Raw genomic sequence first — 14,220 nt, 5'->3', positions numbered from 1 at the left:
AGGAGGACTGATCATGGCCGCGGTGCGCGAAGGGCTCCCCGACGGACGCTACGGCCGCTCCGCGGACCAGGGCGCGGACCGCAAGCTCAAGATCATCGGTGCGGTGTTCGGCGTCGCGCTGCTGGGCGTGGTCGGCTGGTCGGGCGCCTCCTACATCGCGGGCCAGGACCTCAGCGGCCGCGTGATCACCTGGGACGCGGTGTCCGATCACGCCGTCAAGGTCCACCTCGAAGTCGTCAAGGACGCCGACGCCAAGGGTGTGTGCACCCTGCGCTCGCAGTCCGCGGACGGCGCCGAGGTCGGCCGCAAGGACGTCACCGTCGATCAGCGCACGGAGCAGGTGGACACCGAGGTCACGCTGCGTACGACGAAGCGGGCGACCAACGCCGTGCTGGTGGGCTGCACGGCGGCCGGCAAGGGCTGAGCCCGCGACCGCGCCCGGCGGGCGAGGGGGAGCGCGCACGGCGCCCGGCGGGCCGTGACCGCACCGCGACGGCCCGGCGACCGCCCGCGACCGCGCCTTCGGCCACGCCCGGCCGCCGGCGACCCGCAGACGTGTCGTGACCGCCTCTGATCAGGGATGATGCGTTCCTGTGCGGCGACTGTGAATTTCCTCTTCCCCGTTTTGTGCCGGAATTGTTAGGCTCGTGGTTTCGCCCACCTGTGAAGGCGCAAACCTTCCTGGTAGGGCGTTTGATTTATCCCCAGTACCGACGAGGAGCACCTGTGACCCAGACCAGCGAGAACGTCACCTGGCTGACCCAGGAGGCGTATGACCAGCTCAAGGCCGAGCTGGAGCACCTGTCTGGTCCCGCACGCGCCGAGATCACCGAGAAGATCGCGGCGGCCCGCGAGGAAGGTGACCTGAAGGAGAACGCCGGGTACCACGCGGCCAAGGAAGAGCAGGGCAAGCAGGAGCTTCGCGTCCGCCAGCTGACCCAGCTGCTGCAGAGCGCGAAGGTCGGCGAGGCCCCCGCCGCGACCGGCATCGTCGCTCCCGGCATGGTCGTCACCATCGCGTTCGACGGGGACCCCGACGACACGCTGTCGTTCCTTCTGGCCTCGCGGGAGTACGCGAGCTCGGACATCGAGACCTACTCCCCGCAGTCGCCGCTGGGTACGGGCGTGAACGGCAAGAAGGTCGGCGCCGACGCGGAGTACGAGCTCCCCAACGGCAAGAAGGCGAGCGTGCGGATCCTCGACGCCAAGCCCTACAGCGGCTGAGCCCCGCGACACTCTCAGGCAGTGCCGAAGCGGCCCGGAGCATCGTGCTCCGGGCCGCTTCGCCGTGTCTGCGCGCTCCCCGCGCCCGGGCCCCTCAGGCCGTCGCCGACCGGTACTTGCGGACCGCCAGGCCCCGGAAGACCGCGATGATCAGTACGGACCAGATCACCGACGCCAGCACCGGATGCTCCATCGGCCAGGCGCCGGTCACCGACTTGGGCACCCCCGCGGGGATGTTGCCGAACAGCTCCCGGGCCGCGGCCACCGTCGCGCTGAAGGGGTTCCACTCCGCGACGTGCTGCAGGAACGGCGGCATGCCGTCGATCGGCACGAACGCGTTGGAGATGAAGGTCAGCGGGAAGAGCCAGATCAGCCCGCCGGACGTGGCCGCCTCGGGCGTGCGCACCGACAGGCCGATCAGCGCGCCGATCCAGGAGAAGGCGTAGCCGAGCAGGAGCAGCAGCGCGAAGCCGGCGAGCACCTCGGCGAGGTTCTCGTGGGTGCGCCAGCCGATCAGCAGCGCGACCACCGCCAGCACCACCAGCGTCAGCGCGGTCTGCACCAGGTCGGCGAGGGTCCGGCCGGTGAGCACCGCGCCGCGCGACATCGGCAGCGAGCGGAACCGGTCGATCAGCCCCTTGTGCATATCGTCGGCGATGCCCGCGCCGGCGCCCGCCGTGGCGAACGTGACGGTCTGCGCGAAGATCCCGGCCATCAGGAACTCGTGATAGGCCTGGGCGTCGCCGATCGGGGCGCCGGGGATGTTGATGGAGCCGCCGAAGACGTAGGTGAACAGCACCACGAACATGATCGGCTGGATCAGTCCGAAGATCACGACTTCGGGGATCCGCAGCATCCGGATCAGATTGCGCTTGGCGACCACCAGCGAGTCGCGCACGGACTGGCCGACACCGCCGCGGGACTGCGGGGCGGGAGAGTGGGAACCACCGGCCGCTTGGGTCACCGTCGTCACTTCACACCCTCCTTCCGGCGCCCGCCCGATGCGGCGTCGGCGCCGTCCGCCCCGGCCGGGGCGGCACTGTCGTCCGTCGTCTCGGCGGCGTGCCCGGTCAGCGAGATGAACACGTCGTCGAGGGTGGGGCGGCGCAGACCGATGTCGTCGATCTCCACGCCCCGCACGTCCAGTTCGCGGATGACCTCGGCGAGCAGCTTGGCGCCGCCGGTCACCGGGATCGTGAGCTTGCGGATATGCGGTTCGACCGTGCCCTCGCCCTTGGCGAAGCCGCGCAGGACCTCGTCGGCGACGGTGAGGTGCTCGGGCGCGTGCACCACGACCTCCACCCGCTCGCCGCCGGTGCGCGCCTTGAGTTGGTCGGAGGTGCCGCGGGCGATGACCTTGCCGTGGTCGACGACGCAGATGTCGTGCGCGAGGCGGTCGGCCTCCTCCAGGTACTGGGTGGTGAGGAGCAGCGTCGTACCGCCCGCGACCAGCTCCTGGATGACGTCCCACAGCGCCTGGCGGTTGCGCGGGTCCAGGCCGGTGGTCGGCTCGTCCATGAACATCACGGGCGGGCTGACGACCAGCGCGGCCGCGAGGTCGAGGCGGCGGCGCATCCCGCCGGAGTAGGTCTTGGCGGTGCGCTCGGCGGCGTCGCCGAGGTGGAAGCGCTCCAGCAGCTCGGCGGCCCGGCGCTTGGCGTCGCGACCGCTCATCTGGTAGAGCTGGCCGACCATCACCAGGTTCTCGCGACCGGTCAAGTACTCGTCCACGGCGGCGAATTGGCCCGAGAGGCCGATGGACCGGCGTACCTTGTCGGGGTGTGCGAGGACATCGATCCCGGCGACCTGCGCCCTGCCGCTGTCGGGCCGGAGAAGGGTCGTCAGAACCCGTACGGCGGTGGTCTTGCCGGCACCGTTCGGGCCGAGCATTCCGAGGACGGTTCCTTCGGGAACGTCCAGATCGACGCCGTCCAGTGCCCTCACATCGCCGAAGGTCTTCACCAGACCTTCGGCGTAAATGGCGCCTGGCATAGGGGTACCCCCATAGCTTGGGTCAGTTCCAGATCGAATGTTACGTTTGGCGGTCTTTAGCGCCCTGTAAGCATTTGTCCGCAGCGGAACGCCACAGCCGACCGGCATCCCGCAGCCGCGATGCTACTCCCCAACGCGATACATCGCGATACAAATTTCGAATCCCGTGCGAACCCCCGCGCCCGGCCACGCGGGTCACCGCGCGACGCCGCCGCCGGTCACTCCGCCACCGCGTAGCCCGCCCCGCTCAGCGCCGCGCGCACCTCGGCGCAGTGCGCCGGGCCCTTGGTCTCCAGATGCAGCTCCACCTCGACCTCGGTCAGCCCGAGCCGCGGATCGGTACGCACATGACCGATGTCCAGGACGTTGGCATCGACCACCGTCAGCACCCCGAGCATCGTCTCCAGCGCCCCCGGCCGGTCCGTCAGCCGCAGCCGCAGCGACAGGTAGCGGCCGCCGGCCGCCATGCCGAACCGCAGGATGCGCTGCATCAGCAGCGGGTCGACGTTCCCCCCGGACAGCACCGCCACCACCGGCCCCTCGAAGGACTCCGGGTCGGCGAGCAGCGCCGCCACCGGACTCGCCCCGGCCGGCTCCACCACCAGCTTCGCCCGCTCCAGGCACAGCAGCAGCGCGCTGGACAGCTCGTCCTCGGAGACCGTACGGACCTCGTCCACCAGCTCCCGGACGATCTCGAAGGTCACCTCGCCGGGCCGCCCGACCTTGATGCCGTCCGCCATCGTCGACAGCCCCTCGACCGCCACCGGACGCCCGGCCGCCAACGACGGCGGATAGCAGGCCGCACCGGCCGCCTGCACCCCGATGACCTTCACATCCGGCCGCAGCGCCTTGACCGCGAGCGCGACACCCGCCGCGAGCCCGCCGCCGCCGACCCCCACGACGATGCTGCGCACCTCCGGGCACTGCTCCAGGATCTCCAGACCGACCGTGCCCTGGCCGGCGATGATGTCGCGGTGGTCGAAGGGGTGGATGAAGACCGCGCCGGTCCGCCGCGCGTACTCCTCGGCGGCGGCCAGCGTCTCGTCGACCACCTGGCCCTCCAGCCGCACCTCGGCGCCGTACTCGCGGGTCGCGGCGACCTTCGGCAGCGGCGCGCCGACCGGCATGAACACCGTCGAGCGCACCCCCAGCAGGGACGCCGCGAGCGCCACGCCCTGTGCGTGGTTGCCGGCGCTCGCGGCCACCACACCGGCCGCCCGCTCCTGCGCGCTGAGCCCGGCGATCCGTACATAGGCGCCGCGGATCTTGAACGAGCCGGTGCGCTGGAGGTTCTCGCACTTGAGGTGCACGGGCGCGCCGACCAGCCCGGACAGATAGCGGCTGCCCTCCATCGCGGTGGCCCGGGAGACCCCGGAGAGGATCTTGTGCGCCTCGCGTACGTCATCGACCGTGATCGGACCGCCGGCGATCCGGTCGGCGGCGGGGGGCGCGGATGCGGAGGGGTGGTGCGGCGTTCGCGGCGAAGGAGCTGCCATGCCGCCAGTCTCGCAGTTCGCCCGGCGCCCGGCCCGTCCGTCCAAGGGGCGGGCAGGGGTTACAGGGCGTTATCAAAATGGGCAGCACAGGTACGCTCCGCGCCGGGTCCGCGTACGCTGTCCTCCCACCCATACGCATATCCATCGAAGCGAGCTCCCGGCCATGCCCACCTCTTCGGACATGACGACCCACACCGATCCCGCTCTCCTCGACGCGCTGCAGCACCAAGTGGCCGTCTTCGCCCGCCGCGCGGAACAGAGCCGGCTCGGCGGCGTCGGACAGGCGCGCAACTCCATGGACCGCGCCGCGTACCTGCTGCTCAACCGCCTCGACCAGGAAGGCCCGATGGGCGTCAAGGCCCTGGCCGCCGGCATGGGCATCGACTCCTCGACGGTCACCCGGCAGGTCGCCCCGCTGGTCGACTCCGGGCTGGTCAGCCGCGCCACCCACCCCGAGGACGGCCGGGCCGTGGTGCTCCAGCTGTCCGAGCGCGGGCACGCCCGGCTCGACGAGGTGCGGGCCTCGCGCCGGGCGCTGATGGAACTGGTGACGGAGGGCTGGTCCGCGGAGGAGCGCGAGGCCTTCACCACGCTCCTGACCCGCTTCAACGCCTCCCTCTCCGACATCACCGCGTCCCTGACGCCGGCGGGCCCGGCTTCCTGACACCGACGGGGCCGGCCTGCCGACACCGACGGGGCCGGCCTCCTGGCGCCGCCGGGGCAGGACGCCCCGCCGCGCCCGATCCACAGCGCCCGCCGCCGTCCGTCACCACCCCCCGTACGCAAGGGCGGTGACGGACCGGTGCGGCACCGGCCCGTCGGCCCGGTGCCCGGGTGATCAGCCCAGCGCCTGCGTCAGATCGGCCAGCAGGTCGTCGGCGGACTCGATGCCGACCGAGAGGCGCACGAGGTCACCGGGGACCTCCAGCGCGGAACCGGCCGTCGAGGCGTGGGTCATCCGCCCCGGGTGCTCGATGAGCGACTCCACACCGCCCAGCGACTCCCCGAGGATGAACAGCCCGGCGCGGTTGCAGACCTCCACCGCCGCCTGCTCGCCACCCGCGACCTGGAACGACACCATGCCGCCGAAGGAGCGCATCTGCTTGGCGGCGACCTCGTGGCCCGGGTGCTCGGCCAGGCCCGGGTAGAAGACCCGGGTCACCTTCTTGTGGGAGGACAGCATCTCGGCGACGCGCGCCGCGTTGGCGCTGTGCCGGTCCATCCGTACGGCCAGCGTCTTGATGCCGCGCATCACCAGCCAGGCGTCGAACGGGCCGGCGATCGCGCCCATCGCGTTCTGGTGGTAGGCGAGTTCCTCGCCGAGGGTGTCGTCGTTGACGACCAGGGCGCCGCCGACCACGTCCGAGTGGCCGCCCATGTACTTGGTGGTGGAGTAGACCACCACGTCGGCGCCGAGGGCGAGCGGCTGCTGGAGGTAGGGGCTGGCGAAGGTGTTGTCGACGACGAGCTTGGCGCCCGCGTCCCGCGCGATGCCGGCCAGCGCCGCGATGTCGCTGATGCCGAGCAGCGGGTTGCTGGGCGTCTCCACCCAGATCGCCTTCGTACGGGGCCGCAGCGCCGCGCGGACGGCCTGCGGGTCGGAGGTGTCGGCCACCGACCACTCCACGCCCCACCGCTCGACGACCTTCGCGAAGAGACGGAACGTTCCGCCGTAGGCGTCGTTGGGGATGACGACATGGTCGCCGGGGCTCAGCAGGGTCCGCAGCAGGCAGTCCTCGGCGGCGAGGCCGGAGGCGAAGGCCAGGCCGCGGCGGCCGCCGTCCAGGGCGGCGAGGTTCTCCTCCAGGGCGGTACGGGTCGGGTTGGCGCTGCGGCTGTACTCGTAGCCGCCGCGCAGCCCGCCCACCCCGTCCTGCTTGTACGTGGACACCTGGTAGATGGGCGGCACCACCGCGCCGGTCGCCTGGTCGGGCTCTTGGCCTGCGTGGATGGCACGGGTCTCGAAATGCTGGTGGCGCTGGTCGCGCTGATCGCTCATGCCTGTCGAGGGTAGTCGGCTCCGCCCTTTCCGGAACTTTCTGGTTCGCTGGATAGTGGATACATACAAGGGGCCGCACACCGGTTCCCACCGCGCCCCCTCAGCACCCGCCCCGCCGCACCGCTACAGGTACAGGACACCTCACATGGACGCTCTGCTCGTTCTCCTCGCCGCGCTCGCGCTCGGCGGCTTCGTCTTCCTGCCCTGGATGCGCCGCCGGCGGGCCGCCGCCCACACCCAGCGGGGCCTGGTGGTGGCCGCCGACCCGATGGCGGGCTACGGCTTCGTACCCCTGGAGAAGCTGGACGTACGGCTCCCGGGCCCCGACGAGGAGCTGGACGCCGCGCTGGCCGAGATGCGCCGGACGCACGACTGGCGCCCGGCGGCCGAGCTGCTGAAGTCCACCGGCGACGACTGGGAGCGCCGCTGGCAGCGGGTGCAGACGCTGGCCGGCGCGGCCGCGTTCGAGCTGGCCGAGGGCAGGGAGGCAGCGGACGGCGGGCGCCGGACGGGCGGCATCTGGCTGCGGACCTGGCGCTCGGAGGCGCCCAAGGATCCCGGCGGCGCCCAGACGCACGCCCAGTTCCTGGTCGTCCAGGCGCTGCGCGACCCGGGCTCGCAGGACTTCCGGATGATCCTGGAGGAGGCCCGTACGGTCTGCCGGGAGGCGGCGCTGCTGGCCCCCGGCAGCCCGATCCCGTACATCACGGAACTGGCCGTCGCCCGCGGCCTGGGCGACCGCCCCGCCGACTACGAGGAGCTGTGGGCCAAGGTCGCCCAGCGCGCCCCGCAGCACATGGGCGCCCACCTCGCCGCCCTCCCCTACTGGTCGCAGAAGTGGCACGGCTCCCGCAAGGAGGCCGAGGCCTTCGCCGAGCGCGCGGCGGCCGGAGCCCCAGCGGGGACCCTGCTCCCGGCGCTCCCCCTCTTCGCGGTCTACGAGCACCTCCCCGAGGCCAACATGGTCCGCAGCCTCTACCAGAGCGCGGTCGTCGAGCGCGCCATCGAGGGCGCCCACTTCGCGCTCCGCGAGGCCCCCGCCGACCACCCCATGGCACCGCACGTCCGCCATCTGCTGGTGTGGTTCCTGGTACGCGCCGAGCGCTACGCCGAGGCCATGGAGCAGCTCCGCCTCGTCGACGGCCACGTCGGCGCCGTCCCCTGGTCCTACGGCCACAGCCCCGCCGCGGAATACGCCGCCTACCGTGCCCTGGCCATCGCCGGCTGGGAACAGCTCGGCGGAACGTCGGCGGGATTCCCACCGGCGGGCAACTAGGTCGCACCCGCCGGCGCACCCGCCCCGCACAACGCGCCGCCCCGAGGGAACACCGTCCCGCCTCCGGACGGACGGAATGCCGCCCCGCCCCTGGACGTTGGTGTCATTGCACACCCGCTCAGCCCGCCCGGTCACCACGTCTCCTCCCACTTTCCCCGCTCCCCCAAGCTCCCGCCCGGTCCCCCGCTCTCCGTCCTCCCAGGAGCCTGATCCCCATGCTGTTCTCCCGCTTCAAGACCCACCTGCCCACCCCCGAGGAAGCCCTTGAGGGCCGTGCCGAGCGGGCCTTCGCCGTCCCCGACCGGCACACCGTCCTCGGCAACCCGCTGCTGGGCCCGTACCCGGACGGCCTGGAGATCGCCGACTTCGGCCTGGGCTGCTTCTGGGGCGCCGAGCGGAAGTTCTGGCAGACCGAGGGCGTGTGGACCACCCTCGTCGGCTATCAGGGCGGGCACACGCCGAACCCCACCTACGAAGAGGTCTGCAGCGGCCACACCGGCCACACCGAGGCCGTCCGCGTCGTCTTCGACCCGGCGGTCGTCCCGTACACCGCCCTGCTGAAGCTCTTCTGGGAGTCCCACGACCCCACCCAGGGCTTCCGCCAGGGCAACGACGCGGGCACCCAGTACCGCTCCGCGATCTACACCCACTCCCCCGCCCAACACCAGGCCGCCGAATCCTCCCGCGACGCCTACCGCACCGTCCTGCGCACCTCCGGCTACGGCGACATCACCACGGAAATCCTCCCGGCCGACACCACCCGCCCGTTCTATCCGGCGGAGGGCTACCACCAGCAGTACCTCGACAAGAACCCCTCGGGTTACTGCGGGATCGGGGGCACCGGAGTGTCCTGCCCGGTGGGTGTGGCCAAGGCCGACGGCTGACGTCACCGCGTGGGCTTTGGAACCTACGCGCGCGGGGTGCGCGACGAACAACTGCCACTCCCCCTACGGCACACCGCCCTGAGGTGCGCCGTAGGGCACTACTGCCCGCTCGGCTTCCACGCGACCTGGGCCTACCTCGCCGCGACGGCACGCCCCGCCCCCGACCTCCGCAGAGACCCCGCAGCCCTGCTACGCGCACTGGACACTTTGGAAGAGAGCCGAAGGGTCCGGCTCGACGAACGCGCCGCCTTCGCCGCCCGACGTCAGATCGAGAAGACAGCCGGAAGACGAACCCCCGGCGTCATCAACACACCCCGGATGCGGGGACCCCACTGGCCCGGCGAAACCGCGCCCTCCCGCCTGGGACTCGTCGCCGCCATAGCCAACCGCCACACCGACTTCCGACGCCGCCCCCTCCCGGACGAGACCCTCTCCCACGCCGGCCAGACACAGCAACTGACCGACCTGCACACCCGCCTCGACAACTGCGCCACCGCGTACCTCAGGCACCTCGGCCACCTAGAAGCCCCGACACGGGACGCCCTGACCGAGACCATCCACGAGATCGAGCACCTCGTTCGCCCGGGCTACGCACCCCTCAACGTCCATCTGCTCATGTGGCTGCGCTTCGCACACCTCGTCGCCTACGCCGCAGCGGCCCCTAGTGGCCAGTGAGCACTGCTGCCAGCAGTACCTTCTCGGACACCAAGAACCCGAACGGGTACTGCGGGGTGGGGGTTTCCTGCCCGATCGGTCCGGCATCAGCCGAAGGCTGATCAGATGGCAGAGGGTCCCGCGTCTGTACGGTGAGCCAGCTGATGCCACTCGTGCCCACACCCGCCGGCGCAGTAGCGCGCACGTCGGCGGGTGTCGGCGATGGCCAGCAGCGCGATCAACAGTCGAAACGCCCTAGGAAGGTCGTACGGCGGGAGTGCGGACATGTGGAGCCGCCATCGGGTCAATCAGGGCCGGGCCGATGCCCTCGTACATCCGCGCCAGGAGCCGATCCCTGGTCTCACGGTCACGGGCCGCGTCGACGTCGTCGATCTGCCAGGTGACCTCGTTGAACGTGTGCGCGCAGTTCATCATCTCCCGGTAGCTGCCCGGTCGGAGTCGAACCGGCTCCGGAGGCAGCGGGCAAGCAGCCTGCGGGCCTGCTCAAGTCGACTGCCGCCTGAGGGCAACTGCCGGGCCAGGGACTCAAGCCGCGGGCCGGCCGCCGGTGCAGCAGGCGTCCCCCTCCAGGGCGGGGGCCTTGCCCATCTGGTCGGCGTCGGCCTTGACGACGTAGACCTCCCAGGGCTCCTTGCCGGGGCCGTGGACCCAGACTTTGTCCTGGAGGGCATAGCAGCAGGAGGTGTCGTTCTCCTCGAAGGTCGCCAGTCCGGCTTCCTTGAGGCGGTCGGTGGCTGCGGCGACCTGCTCGCTGGAGTCGATCTCGACACCGAGGTGGTCCAGGCGGGTCTCCTGCCCGGCCTCGCCTTCGATCAGGACGAGCTTCAGGGGTGGTTCGGCGAGGGCGAAGTTGGCGTAGCCGGGGCGGCGCTTGGCCGGCTCGACGCCGAAGAGCTTGGCGTAGAACTCCACCGACGCGTCAAGGTCGGGGACGTTGAGGGCGAGCTGGACGCGGGACATGGCGATCTCCCATCACGTTGCATTGATATCCATCGATGCAAGCTTGCGCCTTGGATCGAAGTTCGTCAACATAGGCGTATGTCGAAACAAGAGCTTGAGGTGATCGGCCGAACCCGGGAGTGCTGCCCAGGGCTGCTGGCCGCACCACTGGACGAGGACCAGGCCACCGAGCTGGCCAAGGTTTTCAAAGCCCTCGGGGATCCGGTGCGCCTGCGGCTGCTGTCGATGATCGCCTCCCGGGCCGGCGGCGAGGTGTGCGTGTGCGACCTGACGCCCGCCTTCGACCTGTCCCAGCCGACGATCTCCCATCACCTCAAGCTCCTGAAGCAGGCCGGACTGATCGACTCCGAACGCCGCGGGACATGGGTGTACTACCGGCTGCTGCCGGAGATGACGGACCGGTTGGCGGGCATCCTGACCCGCCCTGCCGGGCAGCCCCTCCCCCCGCCCGTCGAGTCGCCTGCCGGGGCTGCCTCATGAACGCGAAGACATCGGCTGAGCCTGCGACCGCGGGGCCGGTCGCAGCCCAACTGTCCTTCCTGGACCGCTTCCTGGCGGTGTGGATCCTGCTGGCCATGGCGGCCGGCCTCGGACTGGGCCGACTGGTCCCGGGGCTGGGGGACGCGCTGGCGAAGGTGACCCTCACCGGCGTCTCCCTGCCGATCGCGCTCGGGTTGCTGGTGATGATGTATCCGGTGCTGGCCAAGGTCCGCTACGACCGTCTGGACACCGTCACCCGCGACCGCCGCCTGCTGATCCCCTCCCTGGTGATCAACTGGATTCTCGGCCCGGCCGTGATGTTCGCGCTCGCGTGGATCTTCCTACCCGACCTGCCGGAGTACCGGACCGGGTTGATCATCGTCGGGCTGGCCCGCTGCATCGCCATGGTCATCATCTGGAACGACCTGGCCTGCGGCGACCGCGAAGCCGCCGCCGTCCTGGTCGCTCTGAACTCCGTCTTCCAGGTCCTCGCCTTCAGCCTGCTGGGCTGGTTCTACCTCTCGGTCCTGCCCGGCTGGCTCGGACTGCAACAGACCGGGTTGAACGTCAGCGTGTGGGACATCGCCCGCAGCGTACTGATCTTCCTCGGCATCCCGCTCGCCGCCGGGTTCCTCACCCGCCGTCTGGGCGAGAAGGCCAAGGGACGCGCCTGGTACGAGACGAAGCTGATCCCCCGCATCGGCCCGTTCGCCCTGTGGGGACTTCTCTTCACCATCGTCGTGCTGTTCGCCCTCCAGGGGAACGCGATCACCTCCCGCCCGCTGGACGTCGCGCGTATCGCACTGCCGCTGCTGGTGTATTTCGCCGTCATGTGGGCCGGGTCCATGGCCTTGGGCAAGGCTGTCGGCCTGAGCTACCCGCGGACGACCACGCTGGCCTTCACCGCGGCCGGCAACAACTTCGAGCTGGCCATCGCCGTCGCCATCGCGACATTCGGAGCTTCCTCCGGCCAAGCGCTGGCCGGTGTCGTCGGCCCCCTCATCGAGGTGCCGGTGCTGATCGCACTGGTCCATGTCGCCCTGGCCGCCCGTCGCCTCTTCCCCGAAACCCACGCCCCGGCCGCCGTGCCGGCCGGTCTCCAGGAGCACGTCCATGACTGACTCCCGCAAGCCATCGGTGCTGTTCGTGTGCGTCCACAACGCCGGACGCTCCCAGATGGCCGCCGCCTTCCTCACCCACCTCTCCCACGGCACGGTCGAGGTCCGCTCGGCCGGCTCCGCCCCCGCCGACACCGTCAACCCGGCCGTCGTCCAGGCGATGGCCGAGGTCGGCATCGATCTCTCCGCCGAGACACCGAGAGTCCTGACTACCGAGGCGGTGCAGGCCTCCGACGTGGTGATCACCATGGGCTGTGGCGACGCCTGCCCGATCTTCCCCGGCAAGCGGTACCTCGACTGGAAGCTGGCGGACCCGGCGGGCCAGGGCTTGGAAGCCGTCCGTCCGATCCGCGACGAGATCCAGGCCCGCATCCGGGAGCTGCTGACCGAACTCACCGACTGAGCGATGCCACCCGCAGTACCTCGACAAGGCCCCCTCGGGTTGCTGCGGGATCGGCGGCCCGTGCGTCTCGTGCCCGGTGGCAGTGCCCAGCGCCGACGACTGAGGCATGCCCGGCCCGGCGGCGACACCGGCCGCTCGGTTCAGCCCGCCTCCTCCGCATCGAACGCGTAGGTCCGCAGCGGATCGAGGTGGGGCTCGTGCGGGCCTATGCAGTCGGCGGCCAGGGTGGCGACGAGGGCACCGCATCCGCACGCCATGTTGCGGCCCCCCGTACCGAGCGGGCCACAACAGCCCCAGAGCGGACCTCCCTCGTTCACAAGCCGCAGATCCGGCATGTCGTCGGGGTGCACGACGACGGTGTTCCTCGGCCCGGCCGAGGTCCAGTCGGTCATGTCGGGCGGCATGAGCAGTCGGCGCGGATGGTGCGGCCGGGGTTCACCGGTCGGCGGGGGCGGTCTCGATACGAGTGCGTTCGTATTCCGCCGGGTCGAGGATCTTCCATGCCGCCTGGCCGATGGCCAGAACCCCGCGGGCCGGCAGCGGCACGTCACCGATGCGCGGGTTCTCCGTCAGCCGGACCGGGCGCCCGAGGTCGACGCCGTCGAACGTGGCATGTGAGTCGTCGACGAAATACATCCGCTGGGGCATGAGTGTTCCGGTGTGACCGCTCGGCATCGTGCCGGACAGCTGGAGGTCCCCCATTCCCAGCGCACGGGCCAGGCGCTCGCGAGCCCGCACCAGGAGTCGGGGGCGCCAGGTGGCGAGCGGCAGCGCCCCACTGATGCCGTTGAGGAGACTGAGGAGTCGTGTCGCGGACGCGGTGAGGGTCCAGTCCAGGGAGGGGGAATCCACCGTGACCCGCAAAGTGGCAGGGCCCGTCCACGTGAGCCCGATCCGGCTGTACCCGGTGTGAACGCAGGCGGCGCCGTAATACCTGGGGCATGCGGTGTGCAGTCGTGGCCCGTCGACATGAATCGACCAGTTGCCGTTCGGATCGCGATGCCACAACGTGCGGTAGGGACCGAAGCAGTTCTCCGGAAAAACGCGCAGGGCGAGGACATGACCGGAATCAAAGGGCAGCCCGAAGACACCCCAGCCCTTGACGTATTCGTGATGGGGCCATGGCGCCTGGCCCCGTAGGGGCGGGATATCGGACAGCGCGGAGGAAAGGTCGAGCATCTCCATCACCCCGGCGAGGTCGGTCTGTGCCCCAGTTCAAGGGTAAGAGGGCCACGACCGGATCCGCTCGGTCGCCACCGCCGCGGCAGGCGGCCTCGGACAATCGCGCCCATGGGAGCAGCAATGACCACCTCCGGCGCTGGGCAGCTACTCATTCCCCAGCCCCCTGCCACGGTTGCCGCGCTGTGGCAGGCCATCAGTCAGATCGCGCCCGCAGCGCTGCCGGCCTTCACCCGGGAGTTGGATCAAGCGGCCGACCAGTCCCGGCAGGGCTCCGATCTGGCGCCGCTCCAGCGGTTCATCGCCCAGTGGGCCGTCCATGTCCACATCCAGCGCCGGCCCGACGCGGCCGCGGACCTCCGCCGGTGGGAGGACGCCGCCGAGTCCGGCAACGCGGCTCAGGCACGGCAGGCCGCCGCCGAGATCGGCCGGATCCTGGACGAGGCCCACGCCGCCATCGGCCTCCCGGCCCGGTGAGCGCCGACCGGCGCTGGGAGGGCGGCGGGTGGATCGGGGGAGGGATCGGGGGATTCG

General features: G+C 70.9%; 19 protein-coding genes. 10 read left to right on the top strand and 9 right to left on the bottom strand.

The window, feature by feature from the left end; genetic code table 11:
• The first annotated feature begins 13 nt into the window (after positions 1–13).
• The gene (locus tag WAB15_RS26285; RefSeq protein WP_399150157.1) at positions 14–424 is read left to right on the top strand and encodes a DUF4307 domain-containing protein; all 411 of its coding nucleotides are present in this window, start codon (positions 14–16) and stop codon (positions 422–424) included.
• Between the two features lie 302 nt (positions 425–726).
• Positions 727–1,224: a transcription elongation factor GreA gene (greA, locus tag WAB15_RS26280; RefSeq protein WP_399150158.1), complete on the top strand. Its 498-nt coding sequence runs from the start codon at positions 727–729 to the stop codon at positions 1,222–1,224.
• A 94-nt stretch (positions 1,225–1,318) separates the two neighbouring features.
• Here the strand turns inward: greA and WAB15_RS26275 are convergent, their stop codons facing one another.
• The 3 genes from WAB15_RS26275 to ilvA all read right to left on the bottom strand — a co-directional run bounded on the left by WAB15_RS26275 (position 1,319) and on the right by ilvA (position 4,712).
• The gene (locus tag WAB15_RS26275; protein ID WP_407287761.1) at positions 1,319–2,197 is read right to left on the bottom strand and encodes an ABC transporter permease; all 879 of its coding nucleotides are present in this window, start codon (positions 2,195–2,197) and stop codon (positions 1,319–1,321) included.
• On the bottom strand, positions 2,194–3,216 hold the full coding sequence (locus WAB15_RS26270; RefSeq protein WP_399150160.1) for an ATP-binding cassette domain-containing protein: 1,023 nt from the start codon (positions 3,214–3,216) through the stop codon (positions 2,194–2,196). The genes WAB15_RS26275 and WAB15_RS26270 overlap by 4 nt, the downstream gene beginning before the upstream one ends.
• Before the next feature lie 218 nt (positions 3,217–3,434).
• On the bottom strand, positions 3,435–4,712 hold the full coding sequence (ilvA, locus tag WAB15_RS26265; protein ID WP_399150161.1) for a threonine ammonia-lyase: 1,278 nt from the start codon (positions 4,710–4,712) through the stop codon (positions 3,435–3,437).
• A gap of 163 nt (positions 4,713–4,875) precedes the next feature.
• Here ilvA and WAB15_RS26260 point away from each other — a divergent pair, with 163 nt between their 5' ends.
• On the top strand, positions 4,876–5,376 hold the full coding sequence (locus WAB15_RS26260; RefSeq protein ID WP_407287760.1) for a MarR family winged helix-turn-helix transcriptional regulator: 501 nt from the start codon (positions 4,876–4,878) through the stop codon (positions 5,374–5,376).
• A gap of 174 nt (positions 5,377–5,550) precedes the next feature.
• Here WAB15_RS26260 and WAB15_RS26255 read toward each other — a convergent pair whose 3' ends face one another.
• On the bottom strand, positions 5,551–6,711 hold the full coding sequence (locus WAB15_RS26255) for a cystathionine gamma-synthase (RefSeq protein ID WP_399150162.1): 1,161 nt from the start codon (positions 6,709–6,711) through the stop codon (positions 5,551–5,553).
• A gap of 145 nt (positions 6,712–6,856) precedes the next feature.
• Here WAB15_RS26255 and WAB15_RS26250 point away from each other — a divergent pair, with 145 nt between their 5' ends.
• From WAB15_RS26250 to WAB15_RS26240, 3 genes are all read left to right on the top strand, one after another.
• On the top strand, positions 6,857–7,987 hold the full coding sequence (locus tag WAB15_RS26250; RefSeq protein ID WP_407287759.1) for a hypothetical protein: 1,131 nt from the start codon (positions 6,857–6,859) through the stop codon (positions 7,985–7,987).
• A 215-nt stretch (positions 7,988–8,202) separates the two neighbouring features.
• Positions 8,203–8,871, top strand: a complete 669-nt coding sequence (gene msrA / locus WAB15_RS26245) for a peptide-methionine (S)-S-oxide reductase MsrA (protein WP_407287758.1) — start codon at positions 8,203–8,205, stop codon at positions 8,869–8,871.
• Between the two features lie 36 nt (positions 8,872–8,907).
• Entirely contained in the window at positions 8,908–9,546 is a 639-nt protein-coding gene (locus tag WAB15_RS26240) for a hypothetical protein (RefSeq protein ID WP_407287757.1), read from the top strand.
• Between the two features lie 101 nt (positions 9,547–9,647).
• Here the strand turns inward: WAB15_RS26240 and WAB15_RS26235 are convergent, their stop codons facing one another.
• From WAB15_RS26235 to WAB15_RS26225, 3 genes are all read right to left on the bottom strand, one after another.
• Positions 9,648–9,812, bottom strand: a complete 165-nt coding sequence (locus tag WAB15_RS26235) for a DUF5958 family protein (RefSeq protein ID WP_399150166.1) — start codon at positions 9,810–9,812, stop codon at positions 9,648–9,650.
• Entirely contained in the window at positions 9,781–9,957 is a 177-nt protein-coding gene (locus WAB15_RS26230) for a hypothetical protein (RefSeq protein ID WP_407289373.1), read from the bottom strand. Before WAB15_RS26230 ends, WAB15_RS26235 begins: the two co-directional genes overlap by 32 nt.
• A gap of 114 nt (positions 9,958–10,071) precedes the next feature.
• Positions 10,072–10,506 carry an ArsI/CadI family heavy metal resistance metalloenzyme gene (locus WAB15_RS26225; protein ID WP_407287756.1) on the bottom strand — a complete coding sequence of 145 codons (435 nt, stop codon included), beginning with the start codon at positions 10,504–10,506 and terminating at the stop codon, positions 10,072–10,074.
• A gap of 78 nt (positions 10,507–10,584) precedes the next feature.
• Between WAB15_RS26225 and WAB15_RS26220 the strand changes: the two genes are divergently transcribed.
• The 3 genes from WAB15_RS26220 to WAB15_RS26210 are packed head-to-tail and all read left to right on the top strand — an operon-like array spanning position 10,585 to position 12,507.
• The gene (locus WAB15_RS26220; protein WP_407287755.1) at positions 10,585–10,986 is read left to right on the top strand and encodes an ArsR/SmtB family transcription factor; all 402 of its coding nucleotides are present in this window, start codon (positions 10,585–10,587) and stop codon (positions 10,984–10,986) included.
• Positions 10,983–12,107, top strand: a complete 1,125-nt coding sequence (arsB, locus tag WAB15_RS26215) for an ACR3 family arsenite efflux transporter (RefSeq protein WP_407287754.1) — start codon at positions 10,983–10,985, stop codon at positions 12,105–12,107. The genes WAB15_RS26220 and arsB overlap by 4 nt, the downstream gene beginning before the upstream one ends.
• Positions 12,100–12,507 carry an arsenate reductase ArsC gene (locus tag WAB15_RS26210; protein WP_407287753.1) on the top strand — a complete coding sequence of 136 codons (408 nt, stop codon included), beginning with the start codon at positions 12,100–12,102 and terminating at the stop codon, positions 12,505–12,507. The genes arsB and WAB15_RS26210 overlap by 8 nt, the downstream gene beginning before the upstream one ends.
• A gap of 140 nt (positions 12,508–12,647) precedes the next feature.
• On the opposite strand, the gene WAB15_RS26205 is transcribed toward WAB15_RS26210, so the two are convergent.
• Positions 12,648–12,899, bottom strand: a complete 252-nt coding sequence (locus tag WAB15_RS26205; protein WP_407287752.1) for a hypothetical protein — start codon at positions 12,897–12,899, stop codon at positions 12,648–12,650.
• Between the two features lie 43 nt (positions 12,900–12,942).
• Entirely contained in the window at positions 12,943–13,686 is a 744-nt protein-coding gene (locus tag WAB15_RS26200) for a hypothetical protein (protein WP_407287751.1), read from the bottom strand.
• Between the two features lie 123 nt (positions 13,687–13,809).
• Between WAB15_RS26200 and WAB15_RS26195 the strand changes: the two genes are divergently transcribed.
• Complete coding sequence (locus WAB15_RS26195; RefSeq protein ID WP_407289304.1) at positions 13,810–14,163, top strand: DUF6247 family protein; 354 nt, start codon at positions 13,810–13,812, stop codon at positions 14,161–14,163.
• The last annotated feature ends 57 nt before the right edge of the window (positions 14,164–14,220 follow it).

The organism is Streptomyces sirii (assembly GCF_045690365.1).
GTDB lineage: Bacteria > Actinomycetota > Actinomycetes > Streptomycetales > Streptomycetaceae > Streptomyces > Streptomyces sirii.
This window is presented reverse-complemented; position numbering and strand designations above follow the sequence as displayed.

Excerpts from the sequence above, each read along its gene's own strand:
- WAB15_RS26220 (WP_407287755.1), top strand. The coding sequence starts at position 10,585 with ATGTCGAAACAAGAGCTTGAGGTGATCGGCCGAACCCGGGAGTGCTGC.
- arsB (WP_407287754.1), top strand. The coding sequence starts at position 10,983 with ATGAACGCGAAGACATCGGCTGAGCCTGCGACCGCGGGGCCGGTCGCA.
- WAB15_RS26255 (WP_399150162.1), bottom strand. The coding sequence starts at position 6,711 with ATGAGCGATCAGCGCGACCAGCGCCACCAGCATTTCGAGACCCGTGCC.
- WAB15_RS26235 (WP_399150166.1), bottom strand. The coding sequence starts at position 9,812 with ATGTCCGCACTCCCGCCGTACGACCTTCCTAGGGCGTTTCGACTGTTG.
- WAB15_RS26230 (WP_407289373.1), bottom strand. The coding sequence starts at position 9,957 with ATGAACTGCGCGCACACGTTCAACGAGGTCACCTGGCAGATCGACGAC.
- msrA (WP_407287758.1), top strand. The coding sequence starts at position 8,203 with ATGCTGTTCTCCCGCTTCAAGACCCACCTGCCCACCCCCGAGGAAGCC.
- WAB15_RS26210 (WP_407287753.1), top strand. The coding sequence starts at position 12,100 with ATGACTGACTCCCGCAAGCCATCGGTGCTGTTCGTGTGCGTCCACAAC.
- WAB15_RS26205 (WP_407287752.1), bottom strand. The coding sequence starts at position 12,899 with ATGACCGACTGGACCTCGGCCGGGCCGAGGAACACCGTCGTCGTGCAC.
- WAB15_RS26270 (WP_399150160.1), bottom strand. The coding sequence starts at position 3,216 with ATGCCAGGCGCCATTTACGCCGAAGGTCTGGTGAAGACCTTCGGCGAT.
- WAB15_RS26195 (WP_407289304.1), top strand. The coding sequence starts at position 13,810 with ATGACCACCTCCGGCGCTGGGCAGCTACTCATTCCCCAGCCCCCTGCC.
- WAB15_RS26200 (WP_407287751.1), bottom strand. The coding sequence starts at position 13,686 with ATGCTCGACCTTTCCTCCGCGCTGTCCGATATCCCGCCCCTACGGGGC.
- WAB15_RS26250 (WP_407287759.1), top strand. The coding sequence starts at position 6,857 with ATGGACGCTCTGCTCGTTCTCCTCGCCGCGCTCGCGCTCGGCGGCTTC.
- WAB15_RS26260 (WP_407287760.1), top strand. The coding sequence starts at position 4,876 with ATGCCCACCTCTTCGGACATGACGACCCACACCGATCCCGCTCTCCTC.
- WAB15_RS26285 (WP_399150157.1), top strand. The coding sequence starts at position 14 with ATGGCCGCGGTGCGCGAAGGGCTCCCCGACGGACGCTACGGCCGCTCC.
- WAB15_RS26225 (WP_407287756.1), bottom strand. The coding sequence starts at position 10,506 with ATGTCCCGCGTCCAGCTCGCCCTCAACGTCCCCGACCTTGACGCGTCG.
- ilvA (WP_399150161.1), bottom strand. The coding sequence starts at position 4,712 with ATGGCAGCTCCTTCGCCGCGAACGCCGCACCACCCCTCCGCATCCGCG.